The sequence below is a fragment of the Paralcaligenes ginsengisoli genome (assembly GCF_054781135.1).
In genome coordinates this window covers 47,334-66,898 of record NZ_BAAGUZ010000011.1, presented here as the reverse complement: position 1 = coordinate 66,898, position 19,565 = coordinate 47,334, and the positions used below count along the sequence as shown (strand labels likewise).

Annotated in this window: 14 protein-coding genes; 4 read left to right on the top strand and 10 right to left on the bottom strand. The window is 58.6% G+C overall.

What is annotated here, in order from left to right:
• Nucleotides 1-4: 4 nt before the first annotated feature.
• The 10 genes from ACYVIS_RS07670 to ACYVIS_RS07625 all read right to left on the bottom strand — a co-directional run bounded on the left by ACYVIS_RS07670 (nt 5) and on the right by ACYVIS_RS07625 (nt 14,719).
• A complete protein-coding gene (locus tag ACYVIS_RS07670) occupies nt 5-2,464 on the bottom strand; it encodes a type VI secretion system Vgr family protein (RefSeq protein WP_460873674.1) in 2,460 nt (819 codons plus the stop codon).
• A 5-nt stretch (nt 2,465-2,469) separates the two neighbouring features.
• Nucleotides 2,470-5,208, bottom strand: coding sequence for a type VI secretion system ATPase TssH (gene tssH / locus ACYVIS_RS07665; protein ID WP_460873673.1), 2,739 nt, complete (start codon nt 5,206-5,208; stop codon nt 2,470-2,472).
• Nucleotides 5,205-6,242, bottom strand: coding sequence for a type VI secretion system baseplate subunit TssG (tssG, locus tag ACYVIS_RS07660; protein ID WP_232744020.1), 1,038 nt, complete (start codon nt 6,240-6,242; stop codon nt 5,205-5,207). Before tssG ends, tssH begins: the two co-directional genes overlap by 4 nt.
• Nucleotides 6,206-7,927: a type VI secretion system baseplate subunit TssF gene (tssF, locus tag ACYVIS_RS07655; RefSeq protein ID WP_460873671.1), complete on the bottom strand. Its 1,722-nt coding sequence runs from the start codon at nt 7,925-7,927 to the stop codon at nt 6,206-6,208. Before tssF ends, tssG begins: the two co-directional genes overlap by 37 nt.
• A gap of 3 nt (nt 7,928-7,930) precedes the next feature.
• On the bottom strand, nt 7,931-8,350 hold the full coding sequence (gene tssE, locus ACYVIS_RS07650) for a type VI secretion system baseplate subunit TssE (RefSeq protein ID WP_232744018.1): 420 nt from the start codon (nt 8,348-8,350) through the stop codon (nt 7,931-7,933).
• 50 nt (nt 8,351-8,400) lie between these two features.
• Nucleotides 8,401-8,886: an Hcp family type VI secretion system effector gene (locus ACYVIS_RS07645; protein WP_232744017.1), complete on the bottom strand. Its 486-nt coding sequence runs from the start codon at nt 8,884-8,886 to the stop codon at nt 8,401-8,403.
• Nucleotides 8,887-8,953: 67 nt separating this feature from the next.
• Complete coding sequence (gene tssC, locus ACYVIS_RS07640; RefSeq protein WP_232744016.1) at nt 8,954-10,441, bottom strand: type VI secretion system contractile sheath large subunit; 1,488 nt, start codon at nt 10,439-10,441, stop codon at nt 8,954-8,956.
• 11 nt (nt 10,442-10,452) lie between these two features.
• Nucleotides 10,453-10,962, bottom strand: a complete 510-nt coding sequence (gene tssB / locus ACYVIS_RS07635; RefSeq protein ID WP_232744015.1) for a type VI secretion system contractile sheath small subunit — start codon at nt 10,960-10,962, stop codon at nt 10,453-10,455.
• Nucleotides 10,963-10,981: 19 nt separating this feature from the next.
• Nucleotides 10,982-12,559, bottom strand: coding sequence for a type VI secretion system protein TssA (tssA, locus tag ACYVIS_RS07630; RefSeq protein ID WP_460873669.1), 1,578 nt, complete (start codon nt 12,557-12,559; stop codon nt 10,982-10,984).
• A 270-nt stretch (nt 12,560-12,829) separates the two neighbouring features.
• On the bottom strand, nt 12,830-14,719 hold the full coding sequence (locus tag ACYVIS_RS07625) for an LTA synthase family protein (protein WP_460873668.1): 1,890 nt from the start codon (nt 14,717-14,719) through the stop codon (nt 12,830-12,832).
• 134 nt (nt 14,720-14,853) lie between these two features.
• Between ACYVIS_RS07625 and ACYVIS_RS07620 the strand changes: the two genes are divergently transcribed.
• Genes ACYVIS_RS07620 through ACYVIS_RS07605 form a run of 4 tightly spaced genes read left to right on the top strand, consistent with a single transcriptional unit; the run spans nt 14,854 to nt 19,543 of the window.
• Nucleotides 14,854-16,065: an ABC transporter substrate-binding protein gene (locus tag ACYVIS_RS07620; protein ID WP_232744012.1), complete on the top strand. Its 1,212-nt coding sequence runs from the start codon at nt 14,854-14,856 to the stop codon at nt 16,063-16,065.
• A gap of 42 nt (nt 16,066-16,107) precedes the next feature.
• A complete protein-coding gene (locus ACYVIS_RS07615) occupies nt 16,108-18,027 on the top strand; it encodes an ABC transporter permease (RefSeq protein ID WP_460873666.1) in 1,920 nt (639 codons plus the stop codon).
• The gene (locus tag ACYVIS_RS07610) at nt 18,024-18,800 is read left to right on the top strand and encodes an ABC transporter ATP-binding protein (RefSeq protein WP_460873664.1); all 777 of its coding nucleotides are present in this window, start codon (nt 18,024-18,026) and stop codon (nt 18,798-18,800) included. Before ACYVIS_RS07615 ends, ACYVIS_RS07610 begins: the two co-directional genes overlap by 4 nt.
• Complete coding sequence (locus tag ACYVIS_RS07605; RefSeq protein WP_232744009.1) at nt 18,797-19,543, top strand: ABC transporter ATP-binding protein; 747 nt, start codon at nt 18,797-18,799, stop codon at nt 19,541-19,543. The genes ACYVIS_RS07610 and ACYVIS_RS07605 overlap by 4 nt, the downstream gene beginning before the upstream one ends.
• The last annotated feature ends 22 nt before the right edge of the window (nt 19,544-19,565 follow it).

The following is a 19,565-nucleotide window of genomic DNA, read 5'->3' as shown; positions in this document are numbered from 1 at the left end:
TGGCCTAGGCCAACTCAACCAGAGTGCCGTTGATCATGACACTCTCACCATTAATCCCTACCGAGGCTTCCGAAACGATAGTCACACGCAGGGGAGCGATCAGGGATGCTTCTCCCATTCCGGCCGCGAAAAACGTTGTTCCATCGACTGTGCCGGCCTTGAACGCTTCACCCAGCACGGTTGTCGAGACGGCGCCTGTAATGCTGACGTCACCCGTACTGTCCAGGGTTGCGGTTGCCGGTGTGAGGCTGAAGTCTGTGGTGCCGGCCGAAAGCGTTATATCAGGCGAAGCAACCAGATAAGTCCCCGTTGCCTTGGTATTGGAGGTGTCTACATTTTCCTGTTTGTCGGCGATGGTCGCTATCCAGTTACCTCCGGTCCATGTGGCGGTTCCAAAGTTGAATGTGTGCTCGCCATAGGTGGTTATTTCGTCGTTTGAAAAGTCTTTATGGGGTCCTATTTTGTATTCGCCGCTAGCCGCAACCTTGGTTTCAAACGAGATGCCTTCCATAAATTCCGCCTTGGCGCCCAAGAAGTGCCCAACTTTAATGCCTTCGACACTTTCAAATTTTGCGCCAAGAAAATTCTCAAAAGCCAGCCCCCCTTTTGCACCCATGGATATGCCTGGCGGCAAACCCTTGGCAATAGTGTCGAGGTACCCTTCAAGTGCATTGCTGCCCGCCTTAATGCTGAGATGGCCGGGGACGTTGATCCATATACTGTCACCTGCAAGGACTTGGCCATGCCCGGCAGTTCTTAAATTGAAGCCGTCTTCGACACTGCTTTGATCGGATTTGCCTAAATTAAGCGCCGATTCTTCGGTTGGCGAGGAAAGCAGGATCGCCGGATCGGAGCCGGTTGCGGTGTTGCCCGCATCGGCGGCGGAGTCGCGCAATGCAAGCATATTGCCTGCCGGTGTGACCACCAGATGTTCGGCCGTATTTTTCGAATTCACGACGCTGGGCGCTTCGGAGTTGGGAAGCGCCGACATGATCACCGGGCGGTTCGGATCGCCGTTGATGAAAGAGATCAGCACTTCCGTTCCTTCGCGTAGAGGAAAATGCATGCCTGCGGGAGTCAGGTCCTTGCTGGAAGCGCCACCTGCATAAGGGGTCGCCATGCGCACCCACGCCGAGTTGCGTGTACCTTTGTACTGTTGTCGGATGAAGCAGAACCGCACCTTGTAGCGGCCCAGGTCGTCTGTTTGCGCGTAGCGTTTTGCTTTTACGACAGTGTCTGTATCGGCCGTTCCTGTGTCTATAAAGCCGTTGACCACGCGCGTGATCTCAGGCACGGGTGTAGTGCGTGGGGGCCGGAATTGCAGGGGAGTCTTGTTCGCGACAGGGTTCTGCCAGCGGGGCAGGGCGACAAAATGGCCGCGATACGGCGGTTCGTCGTCGTCCTCGGAGGTTTCCAGCGCCTGATGGCCCCGATGCGAAATCTCCACGATGTAATAATCCTTGGCCGAACTTTGACGATGATATTCGTATACGGTCAATGCGCGTCCCGCACCCAGGCCGGGGGTGCGTGATTCGCCGTTGACATGCAGGCTCTGGCAAAGCGCTTCCTCTGCCCGCCACTTGGCCAGTGCGGCGCCGGAGGTATCGTTATTGCCGTCCAGGTGCTCGAATTGATCATCGTACCGATGGCGTTCGCCCTGGCTGTTGATCGGCTCGGATACGCTGGCCGTACTGGTCAGATTGATTGTGGTGTTGTCATACACGGGTGAAGTGTGCAGGGTGACCGTCTTGGGGTGCAGCCCGATTTGGCGGTTCAGGCGCTTGATGGCGATTTCTTTTGCCTCGGTGTTGAGTTCGCCCTTTGGATAGAATACGGCCGTGATCGCTTCTTGCGGCTGCTGGCTTGCATCGTTGGCAAAGACCACCGATTCCTGGCCGCCTGCCTGTTCAAACCAGAAATAGACTCCGTAGAATTCGAGTTGCCGCATCAGGAAGTCCAGGCAGTTTTCTTCGAACTGACAGACGAATTCCTGCTTGGTTGCCGCCAGGTTGCTTGCCAGGATGCGATAATCGTATGCGGCTCCCGCTGTGTACGGCTGTATCAGGCCTATCTGTTTGAGCAACTGGACAATGATATCGTCAAGCTGCTTGTCCAGGTAGATATCCGACCATTGCCACGAACGCAGGCGGACCAGGCGCGGCTCCAGAACTACCTTGTAGAAATCGTAGACATCGTCGCAGCCGTCCTGGCTCACCTGTGTGATAATGCCGCTCCAGCTGGAGCGCGACCCGTCGGGCTTCCTGGCGGTGAGGGTGGCGGCCTGGTCCAGGAGCTTTTCCAGCTCCAGTTCGGGCTTGCGCTCTTTGAGCGCCAGCGTTACCTCAAACCGGTATGGCCTGGATACCGCTTCCGTGCCGGTCCAGTGCGTGACCACGCCGTGATGACCGGACAGCTGGCTTTCCAGTGCCTCGCATTGAAATTTGAAGTTATGTTCTTCTGCCATCGCTCCTAGTCCTCCGTCATGGCTATCTGCCAATCATCGGATTGCCCGGGGGACACGTGCAGGCCGGTAAGCTTGCGGCCTTCCGCCAGAGCCCCGAGTACAGCGTTGGATAGCTGTGGCGTCAAGCTTTTGCGCAAGATGAAATCGATGTTGCGCGCGCCGCTGTCCACCTCGGTGCACCGTGCCGCAATAGTCTCGGCCACGGTGGGGTCGAAATCCAGCCGGATGCGATTGGCTGCCGCCAGCCGTTGCGTCAGCCGCGACAGCTTCAGGCTCACAATGCCGGCCAGTTCGGAAGGTGGAAGAGTGTAGTACGGCACGACATTCATGCGTGCGAGGAGAGCCGGTTTGAAATGACGCGCCAGCACCGGGTGAATGGCATTGATCAGGGTATCGGGATCGGGCCTGCCGTCACGCGACAGGGTGGTAATTTCATCGGTCGCCAGATTACTGGTTAAAAACACGACCGTATTGCTGAAATCGATGATCCTGCCTTCGCCGTCGGCCAAGGTGCCTTTGTCGAACACCTGATAAAAGATATTGACCACGTCCAGGTGCGCTTTTTCGACTTCGTCCAGCAGTACGACGCTGTAGGGGCGTTTGCGTACCGCCTCGGTCAGGACACCGCCCTCGCCGTAGCCTACATAACCCGGAGGCGACCCCACCAGGCGGCTGACAGTATGTTTTTCCTGAAATTCGCTCATGTTGATGGCCACCAGCGCCTGGTCGCCGCCAAACAATTGATCCGCGATAGCCAATGCTGTTTCGGTTTTCCCCACGCCCGACGGGCCCACCAGCAGAAACACCCCCATCGGCTGTTGCGGGTCGCGCAAGCCCGATTGTGCCGCCTTCAAGGTGGCTGTGATCTGATCGACGGCGTGATCCTGGCCTCTGATGCGCTCCTTGACATGGCCCGCCAATGCCAGAATGCCGTCCACGGCATCGCGCTGCATTTTTCCCAGCGGCACGCCAGTCCAGTCGGAGACGACTTTGGCTACAGCATCGGGATCGGTTTCTATGAATACGCGTGGCGTATTGCCTTGAAGTGCGGCCAGGGCCTGCCGAGCCGCTTCAAGTTCGGCCTTGACGGAGGCTATGTCTGCGGCCGGCGCAGAGGGTTCTGTCTGGGGGGCGTCGGCTTGGACGCCATCGGCCTCGGCAACTTCGGGCGCAGGCATGGCGACGGATTCGGCTGCCTGGCCGGCTTGCGCTGCCTCGACTTCACCCAGCTTGCGGCGCAATTCCAGCACGCGTTCCGCGGCTTCCTTTTCCGCCTGCCAGCTTGCTTCGAGCGTTTGCCGTTGTTCATCCACGGCGGCGTGCTCCGCTTCAAGCGCAGCGATCCGTTCGTCGTTATCGTTGCGGCCGAACCGTGCGTCGCGAACCAGCGCGACGCGTTCGCGCTCCAGCCCGGCGAGCTTGCGTTCCAGCTTTTCCAACTCGGCCGGCTTCATGCCCAGCCCGATACGCACACGGGCAGTGGCGGTATCGAGCAGGTCGACCGCCTTGTCCGGCAGCAGGCGGCCGGTAATGTAGCGGCTGGACAACTCAGCGGCGGCCACGATGGCGTCATCGCGGACGGTCACGCCGTGCGCCGTTTCATACTGGTCTTTCAGGCCCCGCAGAATCTGCACGGTAGTGGCCACGTCCGGCTCGTCCAGTTTTACGACCTGGAAGCGGCGGGCCAATGCCGGGTCTTTCTCGAAATATTTTTTGTATTCGGACCATGTCGTGGCCGCGATGGTGCGCAGTTCGCCGCGGGCCAGCGCGGGCTTGAGCAGATTCGCCGCATCCGAGCCACCGGCCTGGCCGCCGGCACCGATCAGCATATGCGCTTCGTCGATAAACAGAATGATGGGGTGAGCCGAGCCCTTGATTTCATCGATGACGCCGCGCAGGCGGTTTTCGAACTCGCCCTTGACGCTGGCGCCCGCTTCCAGCAAACCCAGGTCCAGCCCGAGCAGGCGTGTGTTGCGCAGGAATTCGGGTACTTCATTGTTGACGATGGCCAGGGCCAGCCCTTCCACCACGGCGGTTTTTCCCACGCCCGGTTCGCCGACGCAAATCGGATTGTTCTTGCGGCGTCGAGCCAGAATGTCGATCATCTGGCGGATTTCGTCATCGCGCCCGAATACCGGATCGATTTTTCCGGAACGCGCCTTGGCTGTGAAATCTTCGCAGAAGCGGTTGATGGCGGCTTCACCCGGACTTGCGCCGGCGGCGGGTCCGCCTGCCGCGCCAGGCTGCGCGTCGCTATGCGCGGAGACTTCGGACGAGCCGTCGACGATCTGGTCGAATTCCGCGGTCAATGTTTCGCGCGATATATTGCGCAAGGTGTCCGCGTAGCGTGTGCCCGCTCCGTAATAGCTCAGCCGTGCCAGCAGAGCCAGCAGCATGGCGCCGCTGCGCACCCGGGTTTCGCCCAGGGTAACGGAGGCAATCAGCCACGATTCCTGCACCCATTCGGTCAGCAGGCCGGAAAATGTGGGGCGCCCCGGATTGCCGTTCTTGAGGCCGGCCAGGGTGTCGTCGATTTGCGCGGTCAGGCGCAATGGGTCGATCTCGAAGCGGGCCAGAATTTTATATACATCGCACGAGGGATCGTCCAGCAGGCGGCGCAACATATGCTCGATGCTGATTTCGTAATGGTTGCGAGCCAGGGTCAGTCCCGCAGCACCTTCCAGAGCCGCCGTGCAAGCCGGGTTGAGGCGTCCGAATAGCGGTTTCAGTTCTACCAGCATCATTGCAAGGTCCTTTCGTGAAAGCGGGATGAATCAGTGTCTATGGGTAGATAGATTTCGTCATAGTGCGGCCCGGGGTGCCGCGTATCCGGTTCGGGCAGCCATGTATCCCAGCCCAGCTGGTGCCATCCTCCCCCAAGACTGACACCTTCGCGTTGCGAAGGCGGAACTTTGAGGCCAAGCACGCAGCGCAGCGGTGTTCGGAGATAAAGCGCGATGCTGCGCGCCAGGCGCTCGTGCAATGGCGCGCCAGGCAGCAAGGCATGAAACTGCGCGCGCGGAATGGGTCCCACATGCACGATCAAGCTGCTCGATCGTTGGGTAATCTGTTTGCCCAGCAGAATGTCTTCGCCCAGTTGGGTGGCTTGTTCGCCCAGCAGGCAGCGGGACGGCAGGGGGATGGCGACGGTTTCGGTTACGCATGGCTCCACGTCCACAGGCAAGCCATCCAGCAAGCCCGAAACCAGGGCCTGCAAACCCAGGGCCGAGCGCGGAAACTGGTTGAAATTGCCGGCATGAGGCAATAAGGAACGCGCATCTGCCAGGTGCTGAGGGCCACAACTGGATAGCCCTACAAGGGCAAACAGCTGGTCGAGCCGGTTTGTGTCGTGACGTTCGCCTATCGTCAGCCACAGGCGGTTCTTTTCCCAGGCGCGGAACAGCAAGGGATACAGTTCGGCATGCAGAATGTCGAGAAAATCGCGCATCGAGGAATTGCCCTGCAGCTTTTCCTCGATCAGGTCTTCGGTATAGAACGTCGGTAGGGGCGATGTAACCCCGTACAAGCCGAAGAAATTTGCAGTGATGCTGTATTTGCCCGAGTCGTCGAGCCTGATGGCTTCGATGTCGCTTTCAGGAAATGACAAGGTCACGGCAGGCCGCACCCGGACGTTATCGGTCAAGGCCTCGTCGTGCGGCGTGCGCAGGCGGATCAGCCGCAAGGCCTGGAAAAAGGCGTAGCGGTGTCCTTCCGTCAGCAGTGTATCGGGCGTTGGCCCGGCTACAGCAGGCGCGCGCGGCCGATCTTCGCTGGCCATGTCAGAGTTTCTCCGTTAACAGTGTCCACCAGCGTCAATGCGCTGAAGGTATTGAGTGCAGTGGTGCCCGCCAGGAATTCGTCGAGCACGGTGCCGAACAGGAACAGGTTGCCGGGGCCCGGAAAATGGTCGCCGCGGCATTCGATGCGCACCTCGCTGCCTTCGACGGGCATGCCGCGCACAATTCGGCGGCGCGTGTCGACCTGAACATTTTCAATTGATTCAAGGCTGCGCTGGGCGGCTGCGTGGCGATGCGCGTCGAACTGGCGGGGAGGCACATAAAGCGCCAGCAGATCGCGTAGCCGCCCTTCCTTGGCCAGCGCCAGATGATTGGCATTCAGATGCGACAGCACATGCCACAGCAGCGCGTTGTCGACGACGGGCGGGGAGTGTGCCGTGACCCCGAGAATATTGCGAAAGCCGATGCGGGCGGGCGAGTTGTCGGTAGGTTCGCAGATATCGCCCAGGCGCAGGCTTTCGGGCAGATTGCCGTGGGTGCAGGTCACGCGTATGGACAGTGTCTGGGTTTCGGGCGTAGTGCCCTTGGCATACGGCAGGCTTAAGTAATGGTCGTAATCCTGTGTCAGCGCCGAGGGGTGAATGCGCAGATTGTAGGAGGCCTCGTCGCCTTCGGCGAAGGCAGAAAATGGGTGGCATTCGTATTCGGTGCCGTCAGCCATTCGTGCACGTACCTGATCCACGGAAAATATGCCTTCGGTGCTGCCGTTTCGATCGGTGGGGTGAATGCGGTACTCGGGTTGGCGGTGGTCCACCCGGATGGGATGCGCGTCTTGGGTAAACAGATTGACGGCGGGAGTGGCGTTCAGTATGAAGCTCGATTCGCCGATGTTGGGCGCCCAGTCGGGTATTTGATTGAACACGAATTGCACCGAGAACCGGGTGCCTGGGCCGCGCGACTGCCATCGGGGGAAGCCGGTAAGATCCAGAAACAGCAGTTTTTCAGGCAGCGCAAAGTATTCGTACAGTACCCGCCACGCAGGATGTGCGCCGGCGGGCCAGGGCAGAAGCTCAAGATCCGGACGCAAGCCGGCGGCTTCTATAGATGAAGCCGGCAGTATCGTGAGCGGGCCGCCTTCCGTGCCGACGCGCACTTCGCGCACATATCTTTGCAACAGCAGAAAGAGGCGTGCCGCGTCGGCCTGGCTATCGCCCAGGAACAGGCGCAGCCTCTCGCCCTTCCAGTCCTTGGGCGCAACGCCTGTGAAGTTGAATTCCAGCCGCAGCGAACGGGCCTGGGTGCCTCCGCCTTCCCAGCGGGCCGCAAGCAGTTCCAGCGGCTCCACGGTAACCGGGAACGACGCACGGAACAGAGTGCGTAAACCATCTACCGGCACCGAGGCGAATTCCGTGCCGGCAGGTATGAGCACAGGGCCTTCGAGCGCCGCACGAGGCTCATATTGCATGATGGTCATGCACGGCAAGGGGCGCAGGGTGTGCGGAAAAAGCAGCTGCGCCAAGGTCTGGATGAATTCGGGGAAATCGTCGTCCAGCCGCCGCCGCATCAGGCTGGTCAGGAATGCAACCCCTTCGAGCAGGCGTTCGACATCGGGGTCGCCGGCGCTGTTGGCTCCCAGCATGGGGGCCAACGCCGGATTGCGCGCCGCAAATTCTGTGGCGAGTCCGCGTAGATGTCCGAGTTCCTGTTCGTAATACCGGTTGAGCATGCCTCAGGATTTCCTTAGTGATACTTTGCCGTTGGGCAATACCTGGGTAGACAGCCGGATGGGAATATCCAGATTGTCGACCTCGATCAGCCCTGTTATGGAAAAAGCCAGGGTAAGCACGCTATCCTGGATTTCAATGAATTCGATCAGGGGCTTTTTCAGCCTGGGTTCGTACCGCTCGATCATGCGTGTCATGTCGTCGCTGATCTGGCTTGTGGTACCGACGCTGAACGAACCTGCCAGATTGGTGAAGTCGGGTACGCCGAATTCGGGATCGATGGGAACGCTGCCCTGGCGGGTGTTCAGAATGCGCCTCAGGTGGCTCAAAATGGAATCCACCAGGATTTCGGCGCGCGTCATGTGCGACCTGCCCCCCCCAGCGTTGAAACTGGCGATGCGTTCGAGGAGGCGCTGCTCTTGCATAAGAAACCGCTAAAAATCGGCGAGTGGGTGGCTCGCCGGTCTTTGAGGTATTACTTGGGCGCCAGCCATGAATCTTCGGCCTCGATGCCGTCGGGAACCCATGTCCAGACGATTTTTTCGTAGGTCAGGCTGATGTCTTCCATGTGCCCGAGCTGACTGTTATCGGGTAACAGGCAGTTCGACACCCACAGCCGGGTCGATACGAAAACGGCATTCGTCAGCTCGATGGTGTAATACTTTTCTTCGGTGCCTTTAGGGCTGATGCGGAAGAATTCGAGCTGGGCGGTTTTCATTTGCTCGCCCGAGCACAAGGCCTGATAAATTTTCGGCGAAGATTTATCGATCTCTTTGGTCAGGGTAATACCCAAATGCTGGCGTTTCCCGGTCGGGAGGCCGGTTTGCGGGCTTTTGGGCAGTTCGATCTTGTGCTCGATCGCTTGTATCAGGATTTTTCCCTGATGGCCGCTTACTTCACACGAACCTTCGATCTTTCCTTGATTGTTGCCTTGCAGGCTAAGGTAGCACGGCATTGCCATAGTAAATACTCCTTGTTGTCAGTTGTGGAACAGCCAGGTGTTCTGCGTGTTTGTCGGAAATAGCGGGCTAGCTCTTGTCGAGTTTGCCTACCAGGGACAAAGTGAACGATGCGCCCATGTACTTGAAATGAGGGCGCACTTTCATGCTGACCCGGTACCAGCCTGGGTCTCCTTCGACGTCCGACACGGTAATTTCCGCTTGCCGCAGGGGGCGCCGGCTACGTACGCCTGGCGATGGATTGTCCATGTCTGCGACATACTGGCGTATCCAGTTGTTCAGCTCTGTTTCCAGGTCGGTGCGTTCTTTCCATGTGCCGATGTTCTCGCGCTGGATTACCTTGATGTAATGCGCCAGGCGGCTCACGATGAAAATATAGGGAAGCTGCGAGCCCAGCTTGTAATTCAGTTCGGCTTCCTTGCCTTCCTTGCTGTTGCCGAAGAACTTGGGCTTCTGGCAGGAGTTGGCGGAGAAGAAAGCGGCGTTGTCGGTGTTCTTGCGCATGGTCAGCGCTATGAAACCCTGCTCGGCCAGTTCGTACTCGCGCCGCTCGGAGATCAGTACTTCGGTGGGAATCTTGACCTGGGTTTCGCCCATTGCCTCGTAGTTGTAGACAGGCAGGTCGCCTACCGTGCCGCCGCCCTGTGGGCCGATGATGTTGGCGCACCAGCGAAACTGCGCGAAACTTTCCGACAGGCGGCTGGCAAATGCCAACGATGCGTTGCCCCAGAGAAAATTCTTATTGCCGTTGGAAACGTCCTCGTTGTAGCGGAATTTCTTTGTCGGCACGGTTTCGTCGCCATAGGGCACGCGCAGCAGGAAGTGCGGCAGGGTCAGGCCGACAAAACGTGAATCTTCCGATTGCCGGAAGGCGTTCCATTTGATGAACTGCGGGCCTTCGAACACGGCCGCCAGGTCTTTCAGGTTGGGCAGCCCCGAATAGGAATCCAGGCCGAAGAACTGCGGGCCCGCCGACGCGATGAATGGCGTGTGCGCCATGGCGGCGACGCTGGCCACCGATTGCAGCAACTTGATGTCCTGGCCGCCGGGGCCGAAATCGTAATTGCCTATGATGGTGCCAAATGGCTGGCCGCCGAATTGGCCGTATTCCGCCGTATAGACCGCTTTGTACAGGCCCGAGCGAGTGATGTCGGGCGCATCTTCGAAGTCGGCCAGCAGATCCTCTTTTGATACGTTCAGGATTTCAATTTTGTTGTTCTCGCGAAAATCTGTGCGGTCGACCAGAAATTTCAGCGAACGCCACGACGATTCCAGTTTCTGGAAATCGGCCTGATGCATGATTTCGTCGACCTGGCGGCACAGCTTCCGGTCCAGTGCCGAAATCATGTCGTCGATAAGGCCCTGGCTTACTTTTTCCTGCGAGCGGCTGGGCTCCAGCAGTTCCGCGACAAAGGCTTCAAGGCCCTGGCGGGTAATCGAGTACGCTTCATCACCGGGCTTGACGCGGGTCGTCTCGATGAGTTGGTCGATCAGGGAGCCGCCGGCCTGGGCAGCCGCGCCCTCGGCGGGTTGTTGTTGTGGTGAATCCTGACTCATAAATGTGCTCCTTATTTCTTGGGGGCCGGGGCCTGTTCTTGGGCGCCGAGCTCGGATAGCAAGCGTTCGCGCGTGCCTTCGTCATGAACCAACTCTTGGATCTGCTTGCGGAAAGCCGGCAGATTGCCAAGCGGACCCTTCAGCGCCTTGAGTGCGTCGCGCAGTTGAATCAATTGCTTGAGCTCAGGGACTTGCTCCACGAGCGAATCGGGCTCGAAATCACGAATTCCCTTGAATTCGAGATTAACGGCCAGGTTTTCATCTGTTTCGCCATCGGCCAGGCGATTGGGTACGGACATGGTCAAGTTCAGTCCCTGGGCTTTCAAGACCTCGTTGAAGTTGTCCTTGTCGACCTGAATGGGCTTGCGCTCATCCAGCGGAACCGTGGATTCCTTAAGCGTGAAATCACCGACCACCAATTGCTTCAAAGGTAATTCGACATCTTCCTTTGCGTCGCCGGTTGCGGGCTTGTAGACAATATTTACTCGTTCTTTTGGTGCAACAGATCCGTCGGTGGCCATCAGTGTTCTCCTTAAATATTCAGGATGTAGGTGCCTGTGAAAGTCTCCAGGCTGCATGACAATCCAGCCCGGCCAGACGCGTCAGCATCGGCGCAGGCGGCTGGCTGGGTTCGGCGCCGTAGCGCCGCTCGACGGCTGCTGCCAGCTCCAGGGTTTGCCGGGCAAGGTCCGGCTCCCAGCGAGACAGCTGGTAGACATCGAGTACATCGATTAGTGGCGCCAGCAAGGGACGCAGATCGGCGCGCGAATCGAATCGGTGGAGCAAATCGCACTGGGCCACCCTGAGGCGAAAGGCGTCCCGCGTGCTATTGGTTTGATCTATGGCGGATTGCAGCGAATCCAGCGCGGCTTCCAGCTTGCCCGCGGCGGCGTCGGCATCGGCTTTTTCCGTCAAGCCGTGCAGGGCATCGCTGTCGGCGCCATTCTGAGCGGGGCGCGTGTTGGCTAGTGTATTGAGCCAGATGCGCGTTGCCGCGTCGGCGAACGGACGACCGTCGCTAAAGGATAAGGTAGCCAGTTCGGGGAGGCGGGCAATTAGCTGCGTTGTTTCGAATGCGACAGTGGCTGCCGCTTCGCTGGCGCCCATTCGGCTTAGCGCGGCATGGGCGGCTCGATTCAGATCGAGCCAGTAACGCTGGTTGATCAGGCGCGCCTCGACGAAATGCACGACTGCCTGGGCTTCTGTGCCTTGCTCGACCTGCGCCAAGCCGGTGGTCATCTGATCGGGTGGTGGTGGAATCCGGGTGGTACCGCCTGTATTGGGAGGGGCTGCGTCCAGCGAGGCCCAGGCACAGATGCGATTCAGGCGAAATAGCAAGGGTAGAGTAATGTGGTCGTTGAGGCACCATTCGATCAGCGGACGCAGATTGGTCAGGGCGCTGTCGATGACGGTTTCGGGGTCGGCGCCTGAGGCCGGCACGGATGTGGGAAGCAATGCGGGAGAGGGCGCTGCCGGGGAATTTGTATTGGAGGGTGCGCCGGCAGGCCCGTTGGCGGGCTCGACCGATTTCGACGAGGGGGAAGGTTCGGGGGCCGCTGTGCCGGTGGCTGTGTTTTCGATCGGTACCGCGCTCAAAGCCCGGCGCAGGCCGTAAAATGCTGGCGCCTCGGTGTCATGAGATTGCCAGGCGGCGTCCAGTGCTTCCCAGTCGGCCAGCAATTCGGCATGAACTTTGTCCGGCAAAGCCTCGAGTTCGCCTTGAAGGTACTCGCCCATGTGGTCCAGCAGCCATTGCATCTGGTTGCGGCGCCCGCGCAAGCGAGCGGGAGGGGGGGACATTTCTTCCCAGTATGTGTGTACCAAGTCGTTCAGGACATGTACACCGCCGGCCAGGCCGATGGATCCGTATAAATGCATCCAGGCTGCCAGAAGCCAGATTGCCGCCGATAAATCCTTGCCTTCTTCACGCAGTATCTGACTCGTCAGCGAGGCTACTTTATCCCAATTTACTGCGCCATCGGTGTGGATATCGGTGAGGCGGTCAATTTGCGCTTGGACTTCCGAGAATTTTTCACCCTCGCGAGGATTTTCTCCCGCGGGCCGCTGAGGCCCTACAGGGTCTAAACCTAAGGTGCGCTCGGATGAATTAATCGGCACGTTGCCTGATCCTTGATGCTACAGCAGGAAATTAACTCACAAATACTAACATTAAAAACGAGACATTTACCAAATATTTTTTTTGGTATTGGTGTTGCCAAGCCTATGTTTTATGATAAAAATCAAGGAAGTAGCAACCATATTAAAAGATTATGATTATTGTATGATTTGTTATTATTTATATCGAATAATCGTTTTTAGGACGAATTCCGTAGATTAAAGTAGCTTGAATTTGCAACAAATAAGCGCTTATTTGTATTGATACTTTGTTTATATTTTTGACCGTAAATGCGGCAGCGTGTAGCGCTGATGTCTATACATCCAGGCAGGCCACAGCACATGAGCCAGCGCTTCGCGCGCAAGATCGGGGTCGACCGCCATGGGGGTGTAGGTCTCGGGGGCAGTGTAGCGGTATTGCAAAGGTTCGCGATGCGGTTCCAGCACCAGCAGGGCGTCGCCTTTCAGGTAGCCGTAGTTGTCGCTGTATTGCATCATGGCGCGGCCGCCGCCGGCCGCTGTCAGGTCGTGCCCTATCATGGGGTGCTCGGTGCGCAGGCCCATGAGCGACAGCAGAGTAGGCGGCAGGTCGATCTGGCTGATCAGCCGGTCGTCGCGCCGGGCGGGCACATCGGCGCCCAGGATCAGGGCCGGGATGTGGAAATGCCGCAGGGGCACGAGGCTGGCGCCGAACACGCGCGAATCGTGGTCGGCCACAAGCAGGAAAACCGTATTTTCCCAATAGGCCGAGCGTTTGGCTTTTTCGAAGAACCGGCCTATGGCCCAATCGGCGTAGCGCACGGTATTTTCGACCGTTGCCGGGTCGCCGTCGGGTTCGATACGGCCACTGGGATACTCCCAGGGCGAGTGGTTGGTGACTGAAAAAGCCAGTGTAAAAGTAGGCTGATCGGGCGGATTGCTGAGCAACTGATCCAGTTGTTTGAACATATCTTCATCGGACGCGCCCCACGTGCCGACGAAGGCCGGGTTCTTGAATGTGGCGCGATCGTACAGGTCGTCGAAGCCATTGCCGAAAAAGAAGCTTTTCATATTGTCGAAATGCGCTTCTCCGCCATAAATGAACCGTGACCGGTAGCCCCGCTGCTTGAGTACTTGGGCCAGTGTGAAGAAATTGCCCTGGGCGCCCGGCAGGCGCAGGGCGGCATCGGACACGGTGGGAGGAAAGCCGGCGACCACAGCCTCGAGTCCGCGCACCGAGCGTGTTCCCGTGGCGTAGGCGCGACTGAAATTCCAGCCCTGTTGCGCCAGCTTGTCGAGTTCGGGGGTGAGATTGGCGCCGCCCAGATTGCCAATGTATTGAGCGCCCAGGCTTTCTTCGACGATCATCACCACATTGAGCGGGCGGTCGCGTTTGGCGCTGGGTTCCTGGGTGTGCAGGGATGGAATATCTTGCTCGGTATCGCCCAGGCCGGCGCAATGATTGACAATGCGATTCATGTCATGGGGTGGCAGATCGCCGTAGACGTCGGCGGCTGAACGCTCGTTTTTCATGCTGTAGATGGCGTAGGCGACGTTGTAGAGCGAGTTCAGCGGCAGGGTATTGAGCATGCTGTCGCCGCAGTAGGCGACCGTCGACGGATTGATGGGGCGGTGGCTGAGCGTGCCGCGGATCGCCAGAAATATGATCGCGGCCGCGGCCAGGCTGAACAGGGGGCGCAGCCACCACGCCATGGCCGTGTCGGGCAAGGCGTGCCCAAAGAGTGCATGGCCCATCCATAAAAACGCGGCGAGCGCGAGCAGGCCGCCGATAATCATGATCTTGTAGCCCTTCCAAAGCATGCCGAACACTTCTTGCGGGTGTTTCAAATATTCAACATAAAGGCGGTTTGGGCGTGTATCGTATTCATAAATGAACTGGGGGGTGGAAACCTCGAGCAACACCAGCAGGAACCAGGCCAGTTGAAACCACCAGCCGGTTATTGTCACCGCGGTCGGCCAGTGCCCGATCCAGGGGGCCAGCAAGGCAGGTATGCCGACGATAATCGCGATTTGATTGGCATCGATGCGCAGCCCCCCTTTCAGTATGGGAAGCAGCCCGCCGGCTTGCTTGACCCTTTGCCATTGCCATGCCGCAAGCAGGCAACGGCTGAGCGTCAAAAGGCAAAAGCCCGACACGATGAAAATCCAGATCTGTTCGCGCATATTGTGGGTAAAAAAGCGTTTAACTACCTAAGTGTATATGCTTATTCATGAGCACTTCGGTCTTATATGTTTATATTGCGTACAATTTATTCGCAGCAGACGTCCCCGCTTTGTTAACACAGGAACCACGCATAATGTATCGCACAGGATATTACGCCAAGTTGTTCGGATCGATTGCCTTGAGCGCCTTTGCCGCTTCATCATTTGCCCAGGGTACGATCAGGATAGGCGAGCTCAACAGCTATAAAACCCAGCCCGCCTTTTTAGGGCCCTATAAAAAGGGCATGGACCTGGCGATTGAACAGATCAATGCGGCAGGCGGAGTGAATGGCAAGTCGCTCGAGCTGGTGACTCGCGACGACAATTCAAATCCCGGCGATGCGGTTCGCGCGGCCGAAGAACTGCTTGCCCGCGACAAGGTCGACGTGCTGTGCGGCACGTTCCTGTCGAATATCGGTCTGGCCGTTACCGATTTTGCCAAACATAAAAAAGTCTTTTTTCTGGCCAGCGAGCCCTTGACCGACAAGATCGTCTGGGCCGATGGCAATCACTATACCTATCGCCTCAGGAACTCCACCTATATGCAGGTGGCCATGCTGATTCCGGCCGCCGTCAACATGCACAAGAAGCGTTGGGCAGTGGTTTATCCCAATTACGAGTATGGCCAGTCGGCGGTTGCGACGTTCAAGCAATTGCTCAAGGCCGCGCAGCCCGATGTAGAGTTCGTGGCGGAACAGGCAACGCCTCTGGGCAAGATCGATGCCGGCAATGTGGTGCAGGCCTTATCCGACGCCAAGCCCGAGGCCCTGTTCAATGTTTTGTTCGCCAGCGACCTGGCCAAGTTCGTGCGCGCCGGGACGCAACGCAATTTCTTCAAGAATTTGCCTGCTGTAAGCATGTTGACGGGTGAGCCCGAGTATCTGGACGCCCTGGGCGGCGAAACCCCCGTAGGCTGGGTGGTGACCGGTTATCCCTGGTACGCGATCAACACGCCTGAGCACCAAAAGTTCCTGAAGGCATACCAAGCCAGGTTCAATGATTACCCCCGCTTGGGCTCCGTGGTGGGCTACAACACGATTCTGTCGCTGGCGGCCGGCATAAGCAAGGCGGGCTCCACCGACACCGAAGCGATGGTCAAGGCTTTCAGGAACCTGCCTGTGGACACGCCATTCGGCCGCATCGTGTATCGGGGCATCGATCATCAATCCACCATGGGCGCGTACGTTGGAACCCTGGCCGTAAAAGATGGCAAGGGGATCATGACCGACTTCAAGTATATAGACGGTGCGCAAGTTCAACCCAGCGACGAGCAAGTCAGGAAGTGGCGCCCGGCCGATGCTGATTAATTCATAAGAAAGTGCGCTGCCGCGGGGGCGGCGCCGGATCACATGCACCTTACCGGCTTTATCGTTCAGTTCCTGAATGGCCTGGCGGAGGCGTCTTCGCTGTTCCTGGTGGCGGCCGGGTTGTCGCTTATCTTCGGTGTGACGCGCATTGTCAATTTCGCGCACGGCTCCCTGTACATGCTGGGCATTTATATTGCCTACACTCTGGTGCGGCATTGGGGGCAAGATCCGGTGGGCTTTTGGCTGTGCCTGCTTGCGGCGGCGCTGCTTGTGGGCGTTCTGGGCGCCGCGATTGAAATTGGCTTGCTGCGGCGCATCTATCGGGCGCCCGAAATGTTTCAGTTGCTGGCAACTTTTGCCTTGGTGCTGGTTATCAACGATGCGACGCTCTGGACGTGGGGGCCCGATGACCTGCTGGGCCCGCTGGCGCCCGGGCTGAACGGCGCCCTGAAACTCTTCGATCGCTATTTGCCGGTTTACGATCTGCTGCTGATTGCCATAGGCCCCCTAGTGCTCGTTTGCCTGTGGCTGGTATTGACCAGAACACGTTGGGGCACTCTGGTGCGGGCGGCCACCCAAGACCGTGAAATGCTGGGCGCCCTGGGTGTGAATCAGGCCTGGCTGTTTACCGGCGTGTTCGCGCTGGGGGCTTTTCTGGCGGCGCTGGGCGGATCCCTGCAGATACCGCGGCAGCCGGCCAGCCTGGGCCTGGATCTGAGCGTGATTGGCGATGCCTTTGTGGTGGTCGTGGTGGGTGGCATGGGATCGATCCCCGGCGCTTATCTTGCCGCCCTGATTATTGCGCAGGTCAAGGCGCTTTGCATTGCGCTGGGGCTGGTGTCATTCTGGGGCTTCGATATCGCCTTTCCGAAACTGACTTTGGTGGTTGAATTCGTTTTCATGGCCATTGTGCTGGTGTTTCGTCCATGGGGGTTGCTGGGCCGGCCTTTGGCAGCCATGCGCAATGTCGGTTCGCCGGAACGGCCTTTGCGTGCGGCAAGCGCTGGATTCAAAGGCGGCATGCTGTTGCTTGTAATGGTTTTGCTGGTTTTGCCGCTGCTGGCTGGATCTTTTCCGTATGCCCAGGTACTGGCCCTGGATATTATCCTGGCGATCCTGTTTGCGGCCAGCCTGCACTTCATGATGGGACCCGGTGGCATGCCTTCCTTTGGACATGCCGCTTACTTCGGCCTGGGTGCTTACGGGGCGGCGCTGCTGTTCAAAATGGCGGGCTGGCCCATGGTTGCCTCGATGGCCGCCGCTCCCATGCTGGCGGCTTTCGGGGCCCTTGTTTTTGGCTGGTTCTGCGTTCGCCTTTCGGGTGTCTACCTGGCTATGTTGACCCTGGCGTTTGCCCAGATCGTGTGGTCGGTGGTGTATCAGTGGGATGCGGTGACGGGCGGCTCCAACGGCATAATCGGCATCTGGCCCGCCGACTGGCTGTCGGGCAGGGCCTATTATTATTTCGCGCTGGCTATCGTAGTGTTGGCGGTGCTTGTTTTGCGACGCATGGTGTTTTCCCCGTTTGGCTATGCTTTGCGGGCGGCCCGTGACTCCGCGCTGCGTGCGGATGCGCTGGGAATTCATGTCCAGAGAGTGCAATGGGCCGCATTTGCCATTGCCGGCGCGTTTGCGGGGCTGGCCGGCGCCCTGTATGTTTTTTCCAAAGGCAGTACCTCGCCCGAAGTTATTGCCGTAGGCAAGTCGGTCGATGGCCTGGTGATGGTTCTGCTGGGCGGGGTGCAAGCGCTCGCAGGGCCCATTGTTGGAGCCACCGTATTCACAGTGCTGCAGGATTATGTCGTGGGTATTACTCAGTATTGGCACGCCTTGTTCGGTGGCGTGATTCTCGTGCTGGTGCTGGCCTTCCCTCAGGGAATAGCCGGTTTCCTTGACTTGCTGAGCAGCTCTTCCAGGGCGTCGGTACGTGATCGGATTGACGATAAACGGGAGTCGGCATGAGCCTGCTGATGGTCCGGGGCCTTGAAAAGCGGTTTGGCGGCAACATGGCCGTGGACGGCATCGGTTTCGACCTGGCGCAGGGAGAGTTGCTGGCGCTTATCGGGCCCAACGGAGCGGGCAAATCGACCACCTTTAATATGCTGGGTGGACAAATGGCCGCCGATGCGGGGTCGGTGCTGTTCAACGGAACCGAATTGCTGGGCTTGCCCTCGCGCAAGATCGCGCACCTGGGGGTAGGACGTACTTTCCAGATTGCAGCCACGTTTTCGTCTCTAAGCGTTGTCGAAAATGTGCAAATGGCCTTCCTGGCCCATCGGCGCAAAATCCATGCGTTCTGGCGTTCGGCCCGGCGCACTTATCGCCATGAGGCGCTTGCCTTGCTGGAGCAGGTGGGCATGCGAGAGCAGGCGGACCATCCATGCAGCGAACTGGCGTATGGCGATGTCAAGCGCGTTGAGCTGGCCATGGCCCTGGCCGGCAATCCGGAATTGTTGCTGATGGACGAGCCCACTGCCGGCATGGCGCCGCAAGAGCGCAATGCCCTGTTTGCGCTTATCCGCGAGCTGGCGGTTCAGCGCCGGATGGCGGTATTGTTTACCGAACACAGCATGGATGTGGTGTTTGCCTATGCGGACCGGATCATCGTTCTGGCGCGCGGCCAGTTGATTGCCCAAGGCACGGCCGAGGAAATACGTCGTCACCCAAGGGTTCAGGAAGTGTACTTTGGCTCCGGCAAAACCTTCGAAGCCACGGCCGGCGAGGTGTCGTCATGATCGCAGAGAATGCGCCCGGTTCGGCCCTGTTGTCGGTGCACGGCCTGGATGCCTGGTATGGCGCCGCGCACATTTTGTACGGAATCAATCTGGAAGTGCGATCCGGTGAGGTGGTCGCCTTGATGGGGCGCAACGGTGCGGGTAAATCGACAACGCTGAAATCGATTATGGGCCTGGTTCCGAAATGCACAGGCGCGGTGCATTTCATGGGGCAATCGATAACACGGCAGAAAACCTATCGGATTGCCCGTTCGGGTTTGGGTTATGTCCCCGAAGACCGCCGGATATTCACCGATCTTAGCGTCGGCCAAAACCTCGATGTAGGGCGGCAGCCGATGCGTCATTGGCCAGATGGCCGGCCTGCCTCGAACTGGACCATGGAAGCTTTGTATGAATTATTTCCGATCCTCGATACGCTCAGGAACAGGCAGGCAGGATCTTTAAGCGGCGGCGAACAGCAGATGTTGACTGTGGCCAGAACGCTGATGGGGAACCCCTACCTTGTGCTGCTCGATGAGCCGTCGGAAGGCGTGGCTCCTGTGCTTGTCGAGCAAATGGTTGCCATGATCCTGGCCTTGAAGAAGCAGGGGACGAGCGTTTTATTGTCCGAGCAAAACATGCACTTCGCGCAGCTCGTATCCGACCGGGCCTATGTGCTGGAAAAAGGCTTGGTCCGTTACGCCGGCACGATGAGGGAACTGAAGAGCAACGACGACATCTTGCGTACCTACCTGGCCTTGTAGTGACGGTCAGGGGCACCCGCAA